General features: G+C 72.1%; 12 protein-coding genes. 9 read left to right on the forward strand and 3 right to left on the reverse strand.

Annotated features, from left to right (window positions below):
• Window positions 1-125: 125 nt before the first annotated feature.
• On the reverse strand, window positions 126-1,544 hold the full coding sequence (locus AB0J72_RS35690) for a WGR domain-containing protein (protein WP_363406653.1): 1,419 nt from the start codon (window positions 1,542-1,544) through the stop codon (window positions 126-128).
• 77 nt (window positions 1,545-1,621) lie between these two features.
• Between AB0J72_RS35690 and AB0J72_RS35695 the strand changes: the two genes are divergently transcribed.
• Together AB0J72_RS35695 and AB0J72_RS35700 are read left to right on the forward strand one after the other, a co-directional pair.
• The gene (locus tag AB0J72_RS35695) at window positions 1,622-2,560 is read left to right on the forward strand and encodes a DUF389 domain-containing protein (protein ID WP_363406656.1); all 939 of its coding nucleotides are present in this window, start codon (window positions 1,622-1,624) and stop codon (window positions 2,558-2,560) included.
• On the forward strand, window positions 2,557-3,549 hold the full coding sequence (locus AB0J72_RS35700) for a small ribosomal subunit Rsm22 family protein (protein ID WP_363406659.1): 993 nt from the start codon (window positions 2,557-2,559) through the stop codon (window positions 3,547-3,549). Before AB0J72_RS35695 ends, AB0J72_RS35700 begins: the two co-directional genes overlap by 4 nt.
• Window positions 3,550-3,627: 78 nt before the next feature.
• On the opposite strand, the gene AB0J72_RS35705 is transcribed toward AB0J72_RS35700, so the two are convergent.
• On the reverse strand, window positions 3,628-5,478 hold the full coding sequence (locus AB0J72_RS35705) for a glycoside hydrolase family 9 protein (RefSeq protein WP_363406662.1): 1,851 nt from the start codon (window positions 5,476-5,478) through the stop codon (window positions 3,628-3,630).
• Between the two features lie 276 nt (window positions 5,479-5,754).
• Between AB0J72_RS35705 and AB0J72_RS35710 the strand changes: the two genes are divergently transcribed.
• The 6 genes from AB0J72_RS35710 (at window position 5,755) to AB0J72_RS35735 (ending at window position 12,046) form a co-directional block, all read left to right on the forward strand.
• Window positions 5,755-6,279 (forward strand): PadR family transcriptional regulator, encoded by a 525-nt coding sequence (locus AB0J72_RS35710; RefSeq protein ID WP_344498339.1) that lies wholly within the window; start codon window positions 5,755-5,757, stop codon window positions 6,277-6,279.
• Complete coding sequence (locus AB0J72_RS35715; protein ID WP_344498341.1) at window positions 6,279-6,947, forward strand: ABC transporter ATP-binding protein; 669 nt, start codon at window positions 6,279-6,281, stop codon at window positions 6,945-6,947. Before AB0J72_RS35710 ends, AB0J72_RS35715 begins: the two co-directional genes overlap by 1 nt.
• A 114-nt stretch (window positions 6,948-7,061) precedes the next feature.
• On the forward strand, window positions 7,062-9,428 hold the full coding sequence (locus tag AB0J72_RS35720; protein WP_363406666.1) for an FtsX-like permease family protein: 2,367 nt from the start codon (window positions 7,062-7,064) through the stop codon (window positions 9,426-9,428).
• A gap of 38 nt (window positions 9,429-9,466) precedes the next feature.
• A complete protein-coding gene (locus tag AB0J72_RS35725) occupies window positions 9,467-10,033 on the forward strand; it encodes a DUF4240 domain-containing protein (protein ID WP_363406669.1) in 567 nt (188 codons plus the stop codon).
• A gap of 1,122 nt (window positions 10,034-11,155) precedes the next feature.
• On the forward strand, window positions 11,156-11,545 hold the full coding sequence (locus AB0J72_RS35730; RefSeq protein WP_363406672.1) for a hypothetical protein: 390 nt from the start codon (window positions 11,156-11,158) through the stop codon (window positions 11,543-11,545).
• Window positions 11,546-11,587: 42 nt separating this feature from the next.
• Window positions 11,588-12,046 carry a pyridoxamine 5'-phosphate oxidase family protein gene (locus AB0J72_RS35735; protein WP_363406675.1) on the forward strand — a complete coding sequence of 153 codons (459 nt, stop codon included), beginning with the start codon at window positions 11,588-11,590 and terminating at the stop codon, window positions 12,044-12,046.
• A 16-nt stretch (window positions 12,047-12,062) separates the two neighbouring features.
• On the opposite strand, the gene AB0J72_RS35740 is transcribed toward AB0J72_RS35735, so the two are convergent.
• A complete protein-coding gene (locus AB0J72_RS35740) occupies window positions 12,063-13,007 on the reverse strand; it encodes a winged helix-turn-helix transcriptional regulator (RefSeq protein ID WP_363406678.1) in 945 nt (314 codons plus the stop codon).
• 26 nt (window positions 13,008-13,033) lie between these two features.
• Between AB0J72_RS35740 and AB0J72_RS35745 the strand changes: the two genes are divergently transcribed.
• Window positions 13,034-14,380: an MFS transporter gene (locus tag AB0J72_RS35745; protein WP_363406681.1), complete on the forward strand. Its 1,347-nt coding sequence runs from the start codon at window positions 13,034-13,036 to the stop codon at window positions 14,378-14,380.
• Window positions 14,381-14,430 lie beyond the last annotated feature (50 nt).

The raw sequence follows: 14,430 nt of genomic DNA on the forward strand, positions 1-14,430 counted from the left end.
GGCGGTGCGGGCGGGGGGGGGGTGTGTGTGGGCGGGGGGGGGGGGTGGCCGGCGCCGGCGGGGCGGGGGGCCGCGCCGGCGGGGGCCGGGGGCCGGCGCGCGTCGGTGGCGGAAGAGGCGGTGGGTCAGACGAGGCGGCGGATGTCGCCGTGGGCGCGGTAGAAGCCGCCGCGGGAGGCTTCGCGGATCTCGGGGACGACGTAGCGGGCGTTGGCCTCGCGGATGCCCTTGGGGAACTGGACCTGCCAGTCTCGGTGGTAGCCGGGGGAGACGACGCGGATGCGCAGGCGGCCGCCCTCCTCGAAGCACTCGACGATGATGCCGTCGCTGGGGTCGGTGGCGACCTCGACGGTGGTGGAGGGGGCGACGGCCTCCATGCGGGGGGCCTTGACGTCGACATACTCGGGGACGACGCCCTGCTCGGCGGCGCGGACGGCCTCCTCGCTGGCGTCGATGCAGGCCAGGGAGCCGTCGGTGGTGACGATGTAGAGCCGCTCGGCGTGATACTGCATCGAGTAGGCGCTGCCGCAGCCGGTGCCGAGCTTCCACAGCCGGGTGCCGTCGGCCGCGAAGCAATACACCGAGGAGCTGGAGTCGCCGGCGAAGACGTAGCGGCCGTCGGGGGCGGCGGCGCAGGAGTAGATGGTGTTGTCGCAGCGGTACGTGACGGCGGTCTCACCGCTCTTGGTGAAGGACAGGACCGAGTTGGACGACATGCCTGCATAGAGCGTGTCGCGCTCCTGCCAGCCGAAGAGGACGGCGCCGCGGGTGGGCTGGTTCCACAGCTCCTTGCCGGTGCGCCAGTCATAGCTGGTGACGCCCTTGCTGTGGCCGTGGTGCACGGCGTTGTCGTCGCAGCGGACCATCCAGCCGCTGGAGCCGTTGCCCTGGCGGCGCCAGAGGAAGTCGTCCTCGTGGTCGATGCTGCAGATGCCGCCCTTGGCGTCGGCGACGCCGAGGACGCCGTCGTGGATGTCGAGCCAGTAGATGTCGATGTCGGGGGCGATGGAGTAGGCCAGGCGCGGGACCTTGCCGGAGAGGTCGTAGACGTTGCCGTCGTCGCAGCCGGCATAGAGCCAGTCGTCGTCGGCGACGATGCACTTCACCCCGTCGGGGAGCTGGAACTGGCGCTCGACCTGGGCGTCGTGGGTGAGGGTGGTGACGACGCCGGCCTCGTTGCCGACCATGCAGACGCGGTCGTCGACGAAGATGCCGAAGGCGGAGGAGCCCGACTTGTAACGCCACAGGAGCGGCGCGGTCTTCGCGGTGGAGCGGACGCTGACGATCACGCGGCGGGAGACGGAACGCTTGGCGCGCTGGCCGGCGACGGCCGGGGCATAGCCCTTGCGGGTCTTCTCGCCGATCTTCTTCGCGGCCTCGGCGGTTGCCTTCGCGTGGTCGGGGTAGGTGGTGGTCTTCAGGGTGCCGGGGTCGCCGATGCGGCCATAGCGGATCGACATCTCGGCGCCGTCGACGGTCACCTCATAGAACTTGTGGGCGCTGCCGCTGTCCTCGGACAGCTCGAGATAGGTCGTCTGGGGCATCGGTCACGGCCTTTCAAGTACGAACCAACGAGGGGGCGCCGACAGCGTAGCGACGACCACCGACAAAAATCGCAGGCGTGCTGCATCTGCGGGTCATCTCCCCACCGGACCGGACCGAGGACGTCGTCCGGATCATCGAGGCCGCCCCCGGCGCGACCAACCTGGTCGTGCTGCCCGGCGCGGCCCGCCAGCCCGACGGCGACCTGGTGCTCTGCGACGTCGTCCGGGAGGCCGGCAGCCCGGTGTTGTCGGCGCTGCGCAAGCTGAAGATCCACGAGACCGGTTCGATCGCGATCGACCAGGTCGACGTGGCGTTGTCGCACGTGGCGGCCGCCGCGGCCGACGCCGCGCCCGGGCTGGCCGGCGACGCGGTCGTCTGGGACGAGATCGAGCAGAAGACGGGCGACGAGACGGAGCTGTCCGGCACGTACCTGCTGATGTTCGCCATCGCGGCGATCATCGCGGGCATCGGTGTGCTGTTCGACCAGCCGATCCTCATCGTCGGCGCGATGGTGGTCGGCCCCGAGTTCGGCCCCCTCGCCGCACTGTGCGTCGGAATTGTCCGAAGAAGGCCGACATTCTTGAAAAAGTCCGCGCTCGCCCTGTCGGTCGGCTTCGTGACGGCGATGCTCGCGACGGTCGGCGCGACGTTCCTGCTCGACCTCGCCGGCCTGGTCGAGCGGAGCATGCTGCTGCAGGAGCGGCCGATGACGGACTTCATCTGGCGCCCCGACGCCCTGTCCTGGGTGGTCGGCTTCCTCGCCGGCGTCGCCGGCATGCTGTCGCTGACGTCGTCGAAGGCCGGCCCGCTGATCGGCGTCCTCATCTCGGTGACGACCGTGCCGGCGGCCGCCAACATCGCCGTCGCCATCGCGTACTGGGTGCCCGACGAAGCGCTCGGCTCGGCGGTGCAGCTGCTGCTGAACCTGGCGGCCATCATCACCGCGGGCGTGCTGACCCTGCTCGCCCAACGCTGGTTCTGGACCATGACGGCAAGGAAGGCGGCACGGCAGTGACGGACCTCAGAGAAGCCCTGGACCGGCTGTTGGAGCCCGTCCCGCCGAAGCGGCTCGCCGAGTCGGTGCAGCGCCTCATCGCCGACTACCGCAGCGGCCGCCCCGCCGACGAGCCGCTGATCCGCAACATGGTCGACGCCACCGCGTACGCCGCCTACCGGATGCCGGCCACCCACGCCGCCGTAGGGGCCGTGCTGGCGCAGCTCGGGGAGAGGGTCGACCCGCGCAGCATCCTCGACGTCGGCGGCGGCTCGGGCGCGGCGACCTGGGCGGCCCTGGAGCAGTTCCCGGGCATCCAGGAGATGACCGTCCTCGACCAGGTGCCGGAGGCGCTGAAGCTCGGCCAGCGCATGCTCCCGCGGGCCACGTGGCAGGAGTGGCACCTCGGCGAGCCGTTGTCCACTGTGGACATGGTGCTGGTGTCGTACGTGCTGGGCGAGCTCACCGAGGACGCCCAGCGCGACCTCGTCGAGGCGGCCGGCGCGGCGGCGGAGCAGGCGGTGGTCATCGTCGAGCCGGGGACCCCGCTGGGGTACCGGCGAATCCTCGACGCGAGAGACCGCCTCATCGCCGGTGGCTGGACCGTTGCCGCGCCGTGCCCGCACCAGCAGGCGTGCGGGATGACGGGCAAGGACTGGTGCCACTTCACCGCCCGCATCAACCGCTCCGCGCTGCACCGCCGGCTCAAGGCCGCCGAGCTCGGCTACGAGGACGAGAAGTTCTCCTACGTGGCGGTCACGAAAGACGTGGCGGTCACGAAAGACGTGGCGGTCACGAAAGACGTGGCGGTCACGACAGACGTGGCGGCCCCGAACGAGCGGGGGCGGGTGGTGCGGCACCCCGCGTTCCGCAAAGGGCTGGTCACGCTGCAGGTCTGCAACCCGGACACCACGGTCGGCCCGACGCTCGTCTCCAAGCGGGAGGGTCCGCGGTACAAGCAGGCCCGGGACGCCCAGTGGGGCGACGAATGGCCCCAGGCATCGGAGTGACCGCCGCAGCGGCCGACGACGAACGGGCCCGGCCGATCGTGGTGATCGGCCGGGCCCGTCGGTCAGGAGGTCAGGCGGTCAGGCGGTCTGGTCGGCCGCGAAGGAGGCGACCCAGGACAGCGACGAGTTCCAGTTGATGGTCAGCTCGTTCGTCGACCACGACTTGATGTCGTCGAGGTAGCACAGCTGCGGCTTGCAGCCCTTCAGCGCCGCCGAGGCGACCTCGTCCTGCAGCGAGGAGTTCGGTCCACCGGCGAGCGTGCCGCGCGGCGGGTTGGGCAGCTTCGGGTCGAGCTGCTTGGCGTACCAGCGGCTGTGCTGGTTCTTCGACGCCTTCTCGCCGTAGCCGGTCACGTAGGACTGGTTGAGCGCGTTGCGGCCGAAGATGTAGTCCATGCCGGTCAGCACGCCGTCGCGGTACTTCGCCTCACCGGTGAGGTCGAACGCGGTGCCGACGACCGCGAGGTTGTTGAGCATCTGGCTGTTGGACGCCCAGTCGTAGCCGCCGTTTGGCGCGTACGCCTGGCCGTACGCCTGCGAGGTGAGCGTGGCGAGGTGCTTGTCGGCACCGGCGACGACGCTGGCCTTCACCCGCTCCCGGTCGCCCAGCTTGTTGTCGATCGTCGCCAGGTCGAGCCGGCCGAGGGCGCCGACGGCGCGCCAGTCGAACGCGTTGGCGAAGACGTCGGACTTGTGCACCGGCGACGCGGTCACGACGTCGGAGAACTTCTTCTCGCCGGTGGTGATGTACAGCTCCGCCGCCGCCCAGTAGAACTCGTCGTCGACGTCGGTGTCACCGTACGCGCCGCCGCCCGTGGAGTCGGAGTCCGGTGCGTAGACCTTCGGGTTCGCCTGCGCCGCCGCGAACGCGGCGCGGGCCGAGGTCAGCAGCTTCTCGGCGTAGGCCGGGTCGTACGCCTTGAACACCCGGGCGCCCTGCGCCGCCGCGGCGGCCAGGTTGAGGGTCGCGGCGGTCGACGGCGGCTTGAGCACCCGCTGCTGCGTGTCGGCGGCCGGGTCGGTCGGCAGCCCGGTCCAGGCGACGTCCTGGACCTTGTGGTGTGCCATGCCGGCGAGCTTCTGCCCGGCCGGGACCTGCATCTTCATGAGGAAGTCGAGCTCCCAGCGGGCCTCGTTGAGCACGTCAGGGGCCTTGCCGCCGGTCTCGGGCTGGCGCAGGGCGCGCGCCTTCGCCGCCTTCGGGGAGCGCTCGTAGGAGCTCATGAGCTGCGCGACGGAGATGCCGCCGTTGACGACGTACTTGCCGTGGTCGCCGGCGTCGTACCAACCGCCGGTCACGTCGAGGGTGTAGTCGCAGGAGCCGGGCGCGCACGGCACCTTGGTGTCGCCGCCGTTCGGGGTCTCCGCGGTGTGGCCCGCGGCGCGGCCGTAGCCGGGCGCGATCTTGTTGTCGATCGCGATGCCGCTGCGCTGCGGGTAGTAGAACGACATGGCGTCGATCGCGAGCTGGCGGTAGGCCTTCGGGTCGAGGTCGAACGGCAGGCTGGCCTTGCCGTCGACCTCCAGGGTGTACGTGCTGCCGCTGCCCTTGTAGGAGCTGAAGTCGACGGTGTGGGTGTTCTGGCCGGAGCTGGGGTCCATACCGTGCGGGGTGGTCTTGCCGGAGGCGACGACGGCGCCGGCCTTGTCCTTGAGCTGCCACGACAGCGGGGTGCTCGAGTCGCTGACGACGGTGGCCTGCTTCGGGCCGTTGGGCAGGTAACCCACCTGGTTGACCCGCACCGGGGTGTCGGGGATGTGGTCAGGGGTGGCGGGGAACGCGTAGGCGGCGTCGGCTCCACCGGAGCCGACGCCGGGCAGGCCGCCGTCCTTGGAGGCGAACGCGATCGGCAGGGCGACGGCGGGGACCGCCACGATCGCCGCGATGGCAGCGAGTTTGGCCTTGTTGGACAGGGTCGGCAGGCGCACCGGCTCTCCTTCTCGGTCGGGTTTGCAGCACCCGCGTCACCGTTCCTCCAGGGGGGAGAAATTGGGTGATCAGCGGCGTGTCCGGGCGAACCTACCGAGCGACATGCCGGCCGAATTGGACAAAACGGTTGCACTGTGACCCAGGCCACTCAGCACTGCGGCGGTTGGCACATCACCTCCTCCAAACGCATGAGACGTTCTGCTCATCCGCCCAGCTCAATGGCTCTACAACGTGTGTATACAACGTAGGTATACACATGGTGTACAGTCGCCCCCATGTCCATCGGTCAAGCGTTTCTGGGGCTGCTCGAGTCCCAGCCCCGCCACGGTTACGACCTGAAGCGGGCCTACGACGAGCGGTTCGGCAGCGACCGCCCCCTCGCCTACGGGCAGGTCTACTCGACCCTGTCCCGGCTGCTGAAGCATGGCCTGGTCACCGTCGACAGCGTCGAGCCCGGCGAGGGCCCCGACCGCAAGCGCTACGCGATCACCCAGGCCGGCGTCACGGACGTCGAGCAGTGGCTCGCCTCGCCGGAGAAGCCCGAGCCGTACCTGCAGAACACCCTCTACATGAAGGTGATCCTCGCGCTGCTGACCGGCCGCCCCGCCGCCGAGCTGCTGGACACGCAGCGGGCCGAGCACCTGCGCCTCATGCGCGAGCTGACCCGCCGCAAGACCGGCGGTGACCTCGCCGACCAGCTGATCTGCGACCACGCCCTGTTCCACCTGGAGGCCGACCTGCGCTGGCTGGAGCTCACCGCCGCCCGCCTCGACGACCTGGCCCGGAAGGTGCGTGCCTGATGCTCTCCGCCGTGTCCCTGACGAAGTCGTTCGGATCCACACAGGCCTTGTCGGGCGCCTCCATGTCGGTCGCGGCCGGTGAGGTCGTCGCCGTGATGGGGCCGTCCGGCTCCGGCAAGTCGACCCTGCTGCACTGCCTCGCCGGGATCGTCCGCCCCGACGGCGGGCAGGTCCTCTACCGCGACCAGGAGCTGTCGGCGATGTCCGACGCCCGGCGCAGCGCGCTGCGGCGCGGCGAGTTCGGCTTCGTGTTCCAGTTCGGCCAGCTGGTGCCCGAGCTGACCTGCCTGGAGAACGTGGCGCTGCCGCTGCGCCTGTCCGGCCACCGGCGCAAGGACGCCCAGCGGCGCGCCGCCGGGTGGCTGGAGCGCCTGGAGATCACCGACGTGGCCGGCAAGCGGCCCGGCGAGGTGTCCGGCGGCCAGGGGCAGCGCGTCGCCGTCGCCCGGGCGCTCGTCACCGGCGCGCGGGTCGTCTTCGCCGACGAGCCGACCGGCGCCCTGGACTCCCTCAACGGCGAGCGGGTCATGCGCCTGTTCACCGAGGCGGCGCGGGACACCGGCGCCGCCGTCGTGCTCGTGACGCACGAGGCCCGCGTCGCCGCCTACGCCGACCGCGAGATCGTCGTCCGCGACGGCAAGGCCCTCGACCTGGCGAGGCAGTCATGATCGCGGTGTACGGCGGGGTGGCGGCATGAGTGGTCCGGAGCGCAGCGGAGGAGCCGCGAATCAGTGTTGCAGCGTTGGCTCAGGCCGACGCCGGAGCGTAGCGGAGGTGGCGGCATGAGTGCCATCGACACGCCGTCCGTGGCGCTCGGCGGCGGCGGCCGGCACGCGCCGGAGGGCGGTCCCGTGCGGGCCGGCCGGCTGCGGCGCTGGGCGACGGAGATCGGCCTCGGGGTCCGGCTCGCGCTCAGCGGCGGCCGGGAGGGACTGCTGCGCACCGCGCTCACCGCCGTCGGCGTCGGCCTCGGCGTCGCGGTGCTGCTGCTGTCGGTGTCCATCCCGACGATGCTCGACGCGCGCAGCGACCGCACCGCCGCCCGCGACGACGACCGGTACGGTGGCGACGAGGTGCCGGCCGGGGACACGACCGTGCTGACGCTGAACCTCGCGACCTCATTCCACGGCAAGAACGTCCGTGGCCGGCTCGTCCGTGCCGACGGCGCCCACCCGGTGCTGCCGCCCGGCGTGCAGGCGATGCCGGCGCCCGGCACGATGCTCGTGTCGCCGGCGCTGCGGGACCTGCTGGCCTCCTCCGACGGCGCGCTGCTGCGCGACCGGATGCCCGGCACCGTGGCGGGCACGATCGGCAAGGCCGGTCTCTCCGGGCCGAGCGAGCTGGTGTTCTACGCCGTGCGCGGCGACCTGGCGCTCGGCCAGCCGCAGGTCCAGCGCATCGACTCGTACGGCAGCCGCAGCGTGCACCGTCCGCTGGACCCGTTCCTGCTCATGCTGGTCGTGGTCATCTTCGTGGTGCTGCTCATGCCGGTGGCGATGTTCGTGGCCGCCGCCACCCGCTTCGGCGGCGAGCAGCGCGACCGCAGGCTCGCCGCCGTCCGGCTCGTCGGCGCCGACGGTGCCATGACCCGCCGGATCGCCGGCGGCGAGGCGGTGATCAGCGCGACCCTCGGCCTGCTCGCCGGCGGCGCCTTCTTCCTCGCCGGCCGGCAGTTCGTCGAGGTGTTCGAGATCGCCGACCTCAGCGTGTACGGCTCCGACGTACACCCGCCGCTGCCGCTGCTCGCACTGCTCGTCGTGGCCGTCCCGGTGGCCGCGCTGGCGATGACCCTCGTGGCGATGCGCCGGGTGGTCGTCGAACCGCTCGGCGTCGTGCGCCGCGCCACCTCCCGCACCCACCGGCGCCTGTGGTGGCGGGTGCTCGTCCCGCTCGCCGGTGCCGGCCTGCTTGCGCCGCTGACCGGCAAGCACGGCGAGTTCAACCCGTGGCAGGCGGTCGGCGGGGTGTCGCTGCTGCTGCTCGGCGTGGCGCTGCTGCTGCCGTGGGTCTTCGACCGGCTGGTCGGCCGCCTCGGCGCCGGCGGGAGCGTGTCGTGGCAGATGGCGGTGCGCCGCCTGCAACTGTCCGGCGGCAGCTCCGTGCGGGCCGTCGGCGCCATCGCGGTCGCGGCGGCCGGCACGATCGCGCTGCAGATGCTCTTCGCCGCAGCCGAGTCCGAGTTCACCATCAACACCGGGCAGGACCCGACCCGTGCGCAGGCGGTCACGCTGCTCACCGTGTCCCCGATCACGACGGCCAAGGACGCCGCCGGGATCGACACGAAGCTGCGGGCCGCCGGAGTGACGTCGGTCCGCACGTACAGGAGGGACATCGCCTCCATCAGCGACGACGACTTCGTGGGAGTGCGGGTCGGCGACTGCGACGTGCTGCGCGAGATGGCCGCGCTGGAGAGCTGCGCGGACGGCGACGTGTTCGTGCTGGACCGTCCCGACCTCATCGGCGGGACCGTGCGCATGGGCGACCCGTCCGCCACCCCGCAAGGTCCACAGTGGACCGTGCCGGCGACGGCGCACCGGGCGCAGGCCCGCAAGGACCCGTGGGGCCAGGACGTCGAGGGCATCCTCGTCACGCCCGCCGCCGCGCCGGCCGCCCGCGCGGAGCCCACCTTCGAGTCCTACGTCCACCTGGACCCGGCCGCCGGCCTGGACGCCGAGGAGCGGCTGCGCAACGCGGCGATGGCCATCAGCCCGGCCATGGACGTGTCGATCCTGCGCTCGAAGGTGCGCGACAGCACGTTCATGAGCATCCGCCGCGGCCTGTTCGCCGGATCGGCCGTCACCCTCCTGCTCGTCGGGCTGAGCCTGCTCGTCGGCACGATCGAGCAGCTGCGCGAGCGGCGGCGCACCCTGGCCGCGCTGGTCGCCTTCGGCGCCCGCCGCTCCACGCTGGGCTGGTCGATCCTCTGGCAGACCCTGTTCCCGGTCGTCCTGGGCCTGGTGCTGGCGAGCGGCCTCGGCCTGGGCCTGGGCGCCATGCTCCTGGCCACCGTCGACGTGCCCTTCCACGCCGACGTGACCGGCATCGCGATCGTGTGCGGCATCGCCGGCGGGGTGGTCCTCCTCGTCACCACCGCGAGCCTGCCCGCACTGTGGCGCCTCATGCGCCCCGATGGGCTGCGCTTCGAGTAGCGGCGTTTTTGTCGTACCCCGGGGCTAGCGTGTCGGTCATGGAGTTGCGGGAGTGGTGGGGCCTGATCGAGGCGGCGAGGGCGGCGTGCGGGTCGTCGGCGGGGGATCGTGACTCGGCCGACGACCCGCTGCCGGATGAGGTGCTGTCCCGGGTCGCGGCCCTGCCACCCGTGTCGATCGTCGCGTTCGGGCGCTGCTTCTCGGCGGTGTTCGACGCGGCGTATCTGGCCCCGCTGTGGGCCGCCGCCTATCTCATCGAGGGCGGCTGCGGCGACGACGGCTTCATGGACTTCCGGGCCGGCCTGATGTTGCAGGGCCGGTCCGCGTTCGACGCCGCCGTCGCCGACCCCGACTCCCTCGCCGACCTGCCGGTGGTCCAGCGCATGGCGACCACCGGCAAGGGCTGGCTCGGCTGCGAGGCGATGCTGTATGTGGGCCGCACGGCGTACACCCGCAGCACCGGCTCCCCGTCCGGCTACGACGAGGCCTTAGCCACCGCGCCGCCGACCCGCCCGTCACCGGCCCGCGGCGAGCGGTGGGACCTCGAGGACGACGAGCAGATGCGGCTGCACCTGCCCCGGCTGGCCGCCTTGTTCCTTTCCTGACCGCCGTTCCTGCCCGCTTTCCTTCCTGACTGCCGCTCCTGACTGCCGCGCCGCCCGGGCGCCGGCAACGCCGCGCACACGGTCGCGTGCGCTGCGCCTTCGAGCTCGTTTCGGAGTGACTCGGCTTCGCGGTCGGACCGGAGTGCCGCGGAACGCGTTGCCGACGGCGTTCGACACCTCCGGCGCTGCCTGCTGGCGGCGGTTGGGCGTTACCTGCTGGCGGCGGTTGGGCGTTACCTGCTGGCGGCGATTGCAGGAGCGGCACGAGGCCGGCGTCTGGCAGCAGCCGCACGAACTGATCTGGCCGAGCTGCGTGCCGCCGAGCGGCTGGACCTGTCCGCGGCAGCCCTCGTTTCCTCGCCGGCGTGCTCGCCGATCCGGGGCTGGGCCCTCGCATCCGCGTGCGCTCAACGAGGGCAGCACACCGGCCAGAGCCCGACCGACCGGGGCAAGTCGGGCAGCGAGTGCCACCTGATCCCGGATGCGGGCTGGTGTCCGGCTCGCCGTGGCGCTGACCGGTGGTCACCGCAACGGCTTTACCCGGCTGCTGCCGCTGCTTGACGCGGTCCCATAGCTCTGCGGTGTGCGTGGCTGGTCCGGGCACCGGCCGTGCCGCATCCACGCCGACCGTGGTCACGGCTACGACAAGTGCCGTTGCCTGGCCCGAGCCCGGTCGAGTGGGGCAAGCTGGGCAGCGAGCACCATCTGATCACCGACGTGGCGGGTGTCCCGTTTGCTGCGGCGTCTCCCGGCTGCTGTCGCTGCTCGATGCGGTTCCACAGCTCCGTGGTGTGTGCGGCTGGCCCGGGCACCGGCCGTGCTGCATTCACGCCGGCCGCGGCCACGGCCACGACGAGTGCCGTTGCCTGGTCCGAGCCCGGTCGTCGGGGCAACCTGAGGCAGCGAGCGCCGCCTGGTCACCCCGGTCGCGGCTCCGGACTTGGGCGGGCGAGGCGTCGGCGACCTGCTGTGTGGACTTGGGGGCGGGCGTGGTGCGGTTGGAGCTGGCCGTGCTGGCTGATTCTGCTTTTCTTCCTGTTGCGGCGGGCGGTTGGTGTCGTCGGGGTTGGGTGGGGTGCGGGCGTGGTTTCTTGCGTGGGGGCGGTCGTGCATCATCAGCCGATGGCGGAAGGTGAGTTGCTGATCGAGGTGGGCATTGAGCCCGAGTACAGCCAGATCAGGCTGTCCGTGACCGGTGGGGATGACGGCGTGCCGGAGTGGGGTGGTGGACCGCACACGGTGGTGTCGGGGCTGGGCGGGATGCTGGTCGCGACCTGGAGTGATGATTGCGGGGCGGTGACCGTCCGTGTGTATGACGGGCGGCCCCTGCTCGATGGCTGGAGGCTGGTGCACACGGGACGTCTCGAGGTTGGTCCGGCAGGGCTTGATGTGGGTATGACGGTCAGTGCCGTTGACCACTGGGTTCCGGTGGCCGAAGGGTTGGTGGAGGTTGAGGTGTGGGTTCGTGATCCGGCCGGGCCGGGCGAGGTCACGTTTGTCTTGACGCGGTGACGGCCGGCTGCGGGGTGCCGGGGGTTGGCATACGGTGTTGGTATGGCGGGGTTTGAGGATGCTGCGCGGGGTGTGTTGGACTTGGGGCGGTATGTGGTGCTGGGCACCGCGGACGCGGGTGGGAAGCCGTGGGTGTCGCCGGTCTTCTACACGATGAACGGGTATCGGGAGCTTGTCTGGCTGTCGTCGCCGGAGACGTTGCACTCGCGGAACCTGGCGGGGCGGCCCGAGGTGAGCATGGTGGTGTTCGACTCGCGGGTGGAGGTGGGTGGGGCGTTCGCCGTGTACATGAGTGGGGTGGCGGAGGAGGTCACCGGGGAGGCCGTGGCGGAGGTCGCGGCGGCGTATGGGGCGGCGGCGGTGCCGAAGGGTGGGCGGCTGGTCAGGATCGAAGAGGTCACCGGTGACGGGATCTACCGGATGTACCGGGCGGCGATCCGTGAGCACTGGGTGCTCGACCCCGACAGTCGGCCCGACGGGCGGGCCGTCGTCACGTTGTAACGCCCGCGAAGCAGCGTCAGGGGGGCGGGATGCGGGCGAGGATCTCGTCGACCGGGGCGGCCGGGTCGGTGATGGGGAACTGCACCTCGCGGATCACGCCCGCGGGGTCGGCGAGCAGGGTGAGTCGCTTGAGGCGGTCGACGCCCGCGGCGCGGAAGGTCGGCAGGAGCAGGCCGGCGGTCAGCCTGAGGTCCTGGTCCGACAGCAGCGGGAACGGCAGGCGGGCGTGGGCGGCGAACGCGGCCAGCTGGTCGGGGCGCTGGGTGCTCACGCCGTGCACCGCGACGCCCTTCGCCAGGAACGCCGGGTGGCGGTCGGCGTAGGTCAGCGACTCCAGGGTGCAGCCGGGCGCGCCGGGGATGTTGCCCCACCCTGGCGGGTAGCCGTGGGCGTCCGGGGCGAAGGCGCCGGGGAAGCAGTACAGCAGCATCCACGAGACCGGGGTGCCGAGGTCGACCGGGGTGCCGTCGTGTGCGGTGAGCGTGACTGCGGGCAGGCGGCGGCCGGTCAGGGCGTGCACCCTGCGCACCTCGCCGGAGCCGAAGCCGGAGCCGGAGCCGGAAGCAGAGCCGGAGCCGGAAGCCGAAGCGGAGTCGGAAGTGGAGTCGGGGGCAGAGGCGGCGGTCGCGGTCAGGGCGCCTGAGCCCATGACGTGGCGGGTGCCCCAGTCCTGCAGGGCGATCAGCACGGGCAGCAGCCCTTCGCCCTTCGCGGTGAGCAGGTAGTCGTAGCGCGGCGGGTGCGCCGAATACTGCCGCCGGTGCAGCACGCCGTGCTCGACGAGCCGGGCGAGGCGCTCGGTGAGGGCGCGGCGGCTCACGCCGAGGGCGCGCTGCAGTGCGTCGAAGCGGGTCGTGCCGCCGGCGATGTCCCGCACGATCAGGAACGTCCACCCGTCGCCCATCACGCCCAGCGCCTGGCTGATGCCGCAGTCGGCGTCGGCGAGGGCAGCGCGGTCCATGCCTACCGACTATAGTGCGTTCCATTATGGAACTCACCACGCCACGCAAAGAGACGCTGTTCTGGACCTGGTGGGCGGCCGGGACCACCAGCAGCGTCGGGTCGGCGGTCGGGGCGGTCGCGCTGCCGCTGACGGCGCTGACGGTGCTCGACGCCGGGCCGTTCGAGATGGGGCTGATCGCGGCGGCGAGCTATCTCGCGTGGCTGGTCATCGGGCTGCCGGCCGGGGTGTTCGTGCAGCGGCTGCCGCTGCGCGGGGTGCAGGTCGGCGCGGACCTCGCCCGGGCCGCCGCCGTCGGGTCGGTGCCGCTCGCCTGGTGGTGGGGGTGGCTGAGCGTGCCGCAGCTGGTCGCGGTGGCGCTCGTCGTGAGCTTCGCCAACGTCATCTTCGACGTGGCCAACGCGACCTTCCTGCCGGAGATCGTCGAGCGGGAGCGGCTGCAGGCCCGCAACAGCCTCGTGTCGGCCACGCACGCCGCCACCCAGCTGGGCGGGCCGTCCGTCGGTGGGTTCTGCGTCCAACTGTTCGGTCCCGTCGCCACGGTACTGGTGGACACCGCCAGCTTCGTCGTCTCCGCCGCGCTGCTGCGGACCCTGCCGGTTCGGGGCGGCAGGGTCCGTGCCGGGGCGGGGCCGGCCTGGGGGCTGATCCGGGAAGGATGGTGGTTCGTGGTCCGGCATCCGGTGATGGGCCCCGGCATGTGGACCGCGACCGCCGTCAACTTCGTCTGCGGTGCGCAGCTGGCCGTGTACCCGCTGTACCTGGTGCGCGAGCTGCACGCCCCCGCCGGGCTGGTCGGCCTGCTGCTCGCCGCGGAGGGCGTCGGGTCCCTCGTCGGCGCGGCGCTGACGGCGCGGATCACGGGCCGGCTCGGATCCGCCCGGGCCCTGCTCTGGGCCGGGTTCGCGGCGGTCGCCGGCGCGGCCCTCGTGCCGGCCGGAGCCGGCTGGCCGGCGTTCGTGGCGTTCGCCGCCGGCAACGTGCTGTTCGCCGGCGGGGTGGTCGTGCTGAGCGTCACGACCCGGACCTACCGCCAGATCGCCAGCCCGCCGGAGCTGCTGCCGCGGGTCATGGCCACGGTACGGTTCGTGTCCTGGGGCGCGATTCCCGTCGGCGGCCTCGTCGCGGGTGCCCTGGCCGGCGCGCTGGACGGGCGCGCGACGCTGTGGCTGTTCGCCGCGGCGACCCTGGCCGCCCCGCTCGCGCTGGTCCTGTCGCCCGTCCGGCGGCTGCGCGACCTGACCGACTTCCAAGAGGCGCCGCGCGCCGACGACCTCCAAGAGGCGCCGCGCGACGGCGACTTCCAAGGCGCGCCGCGCGACGGCGGCGAGCTCGTTCACAGCTCGGACGGTGTCGATGTGGGGCACGTGTAACGGGGCGGCGATGAACGGCGTGACGTGCGTGTAACGCGCTCTCCTTAGGC

It is taken from the genome of Dactylosporangium sp. NPDC049742 (assembly GCF_040674675.1).
GTDB lineage: Bacteria > Actinomycetota > Actinomycetes > Mycobacteriales > Micromonosporaceae > Dactylosporangium > Dactylosporangium maewongense.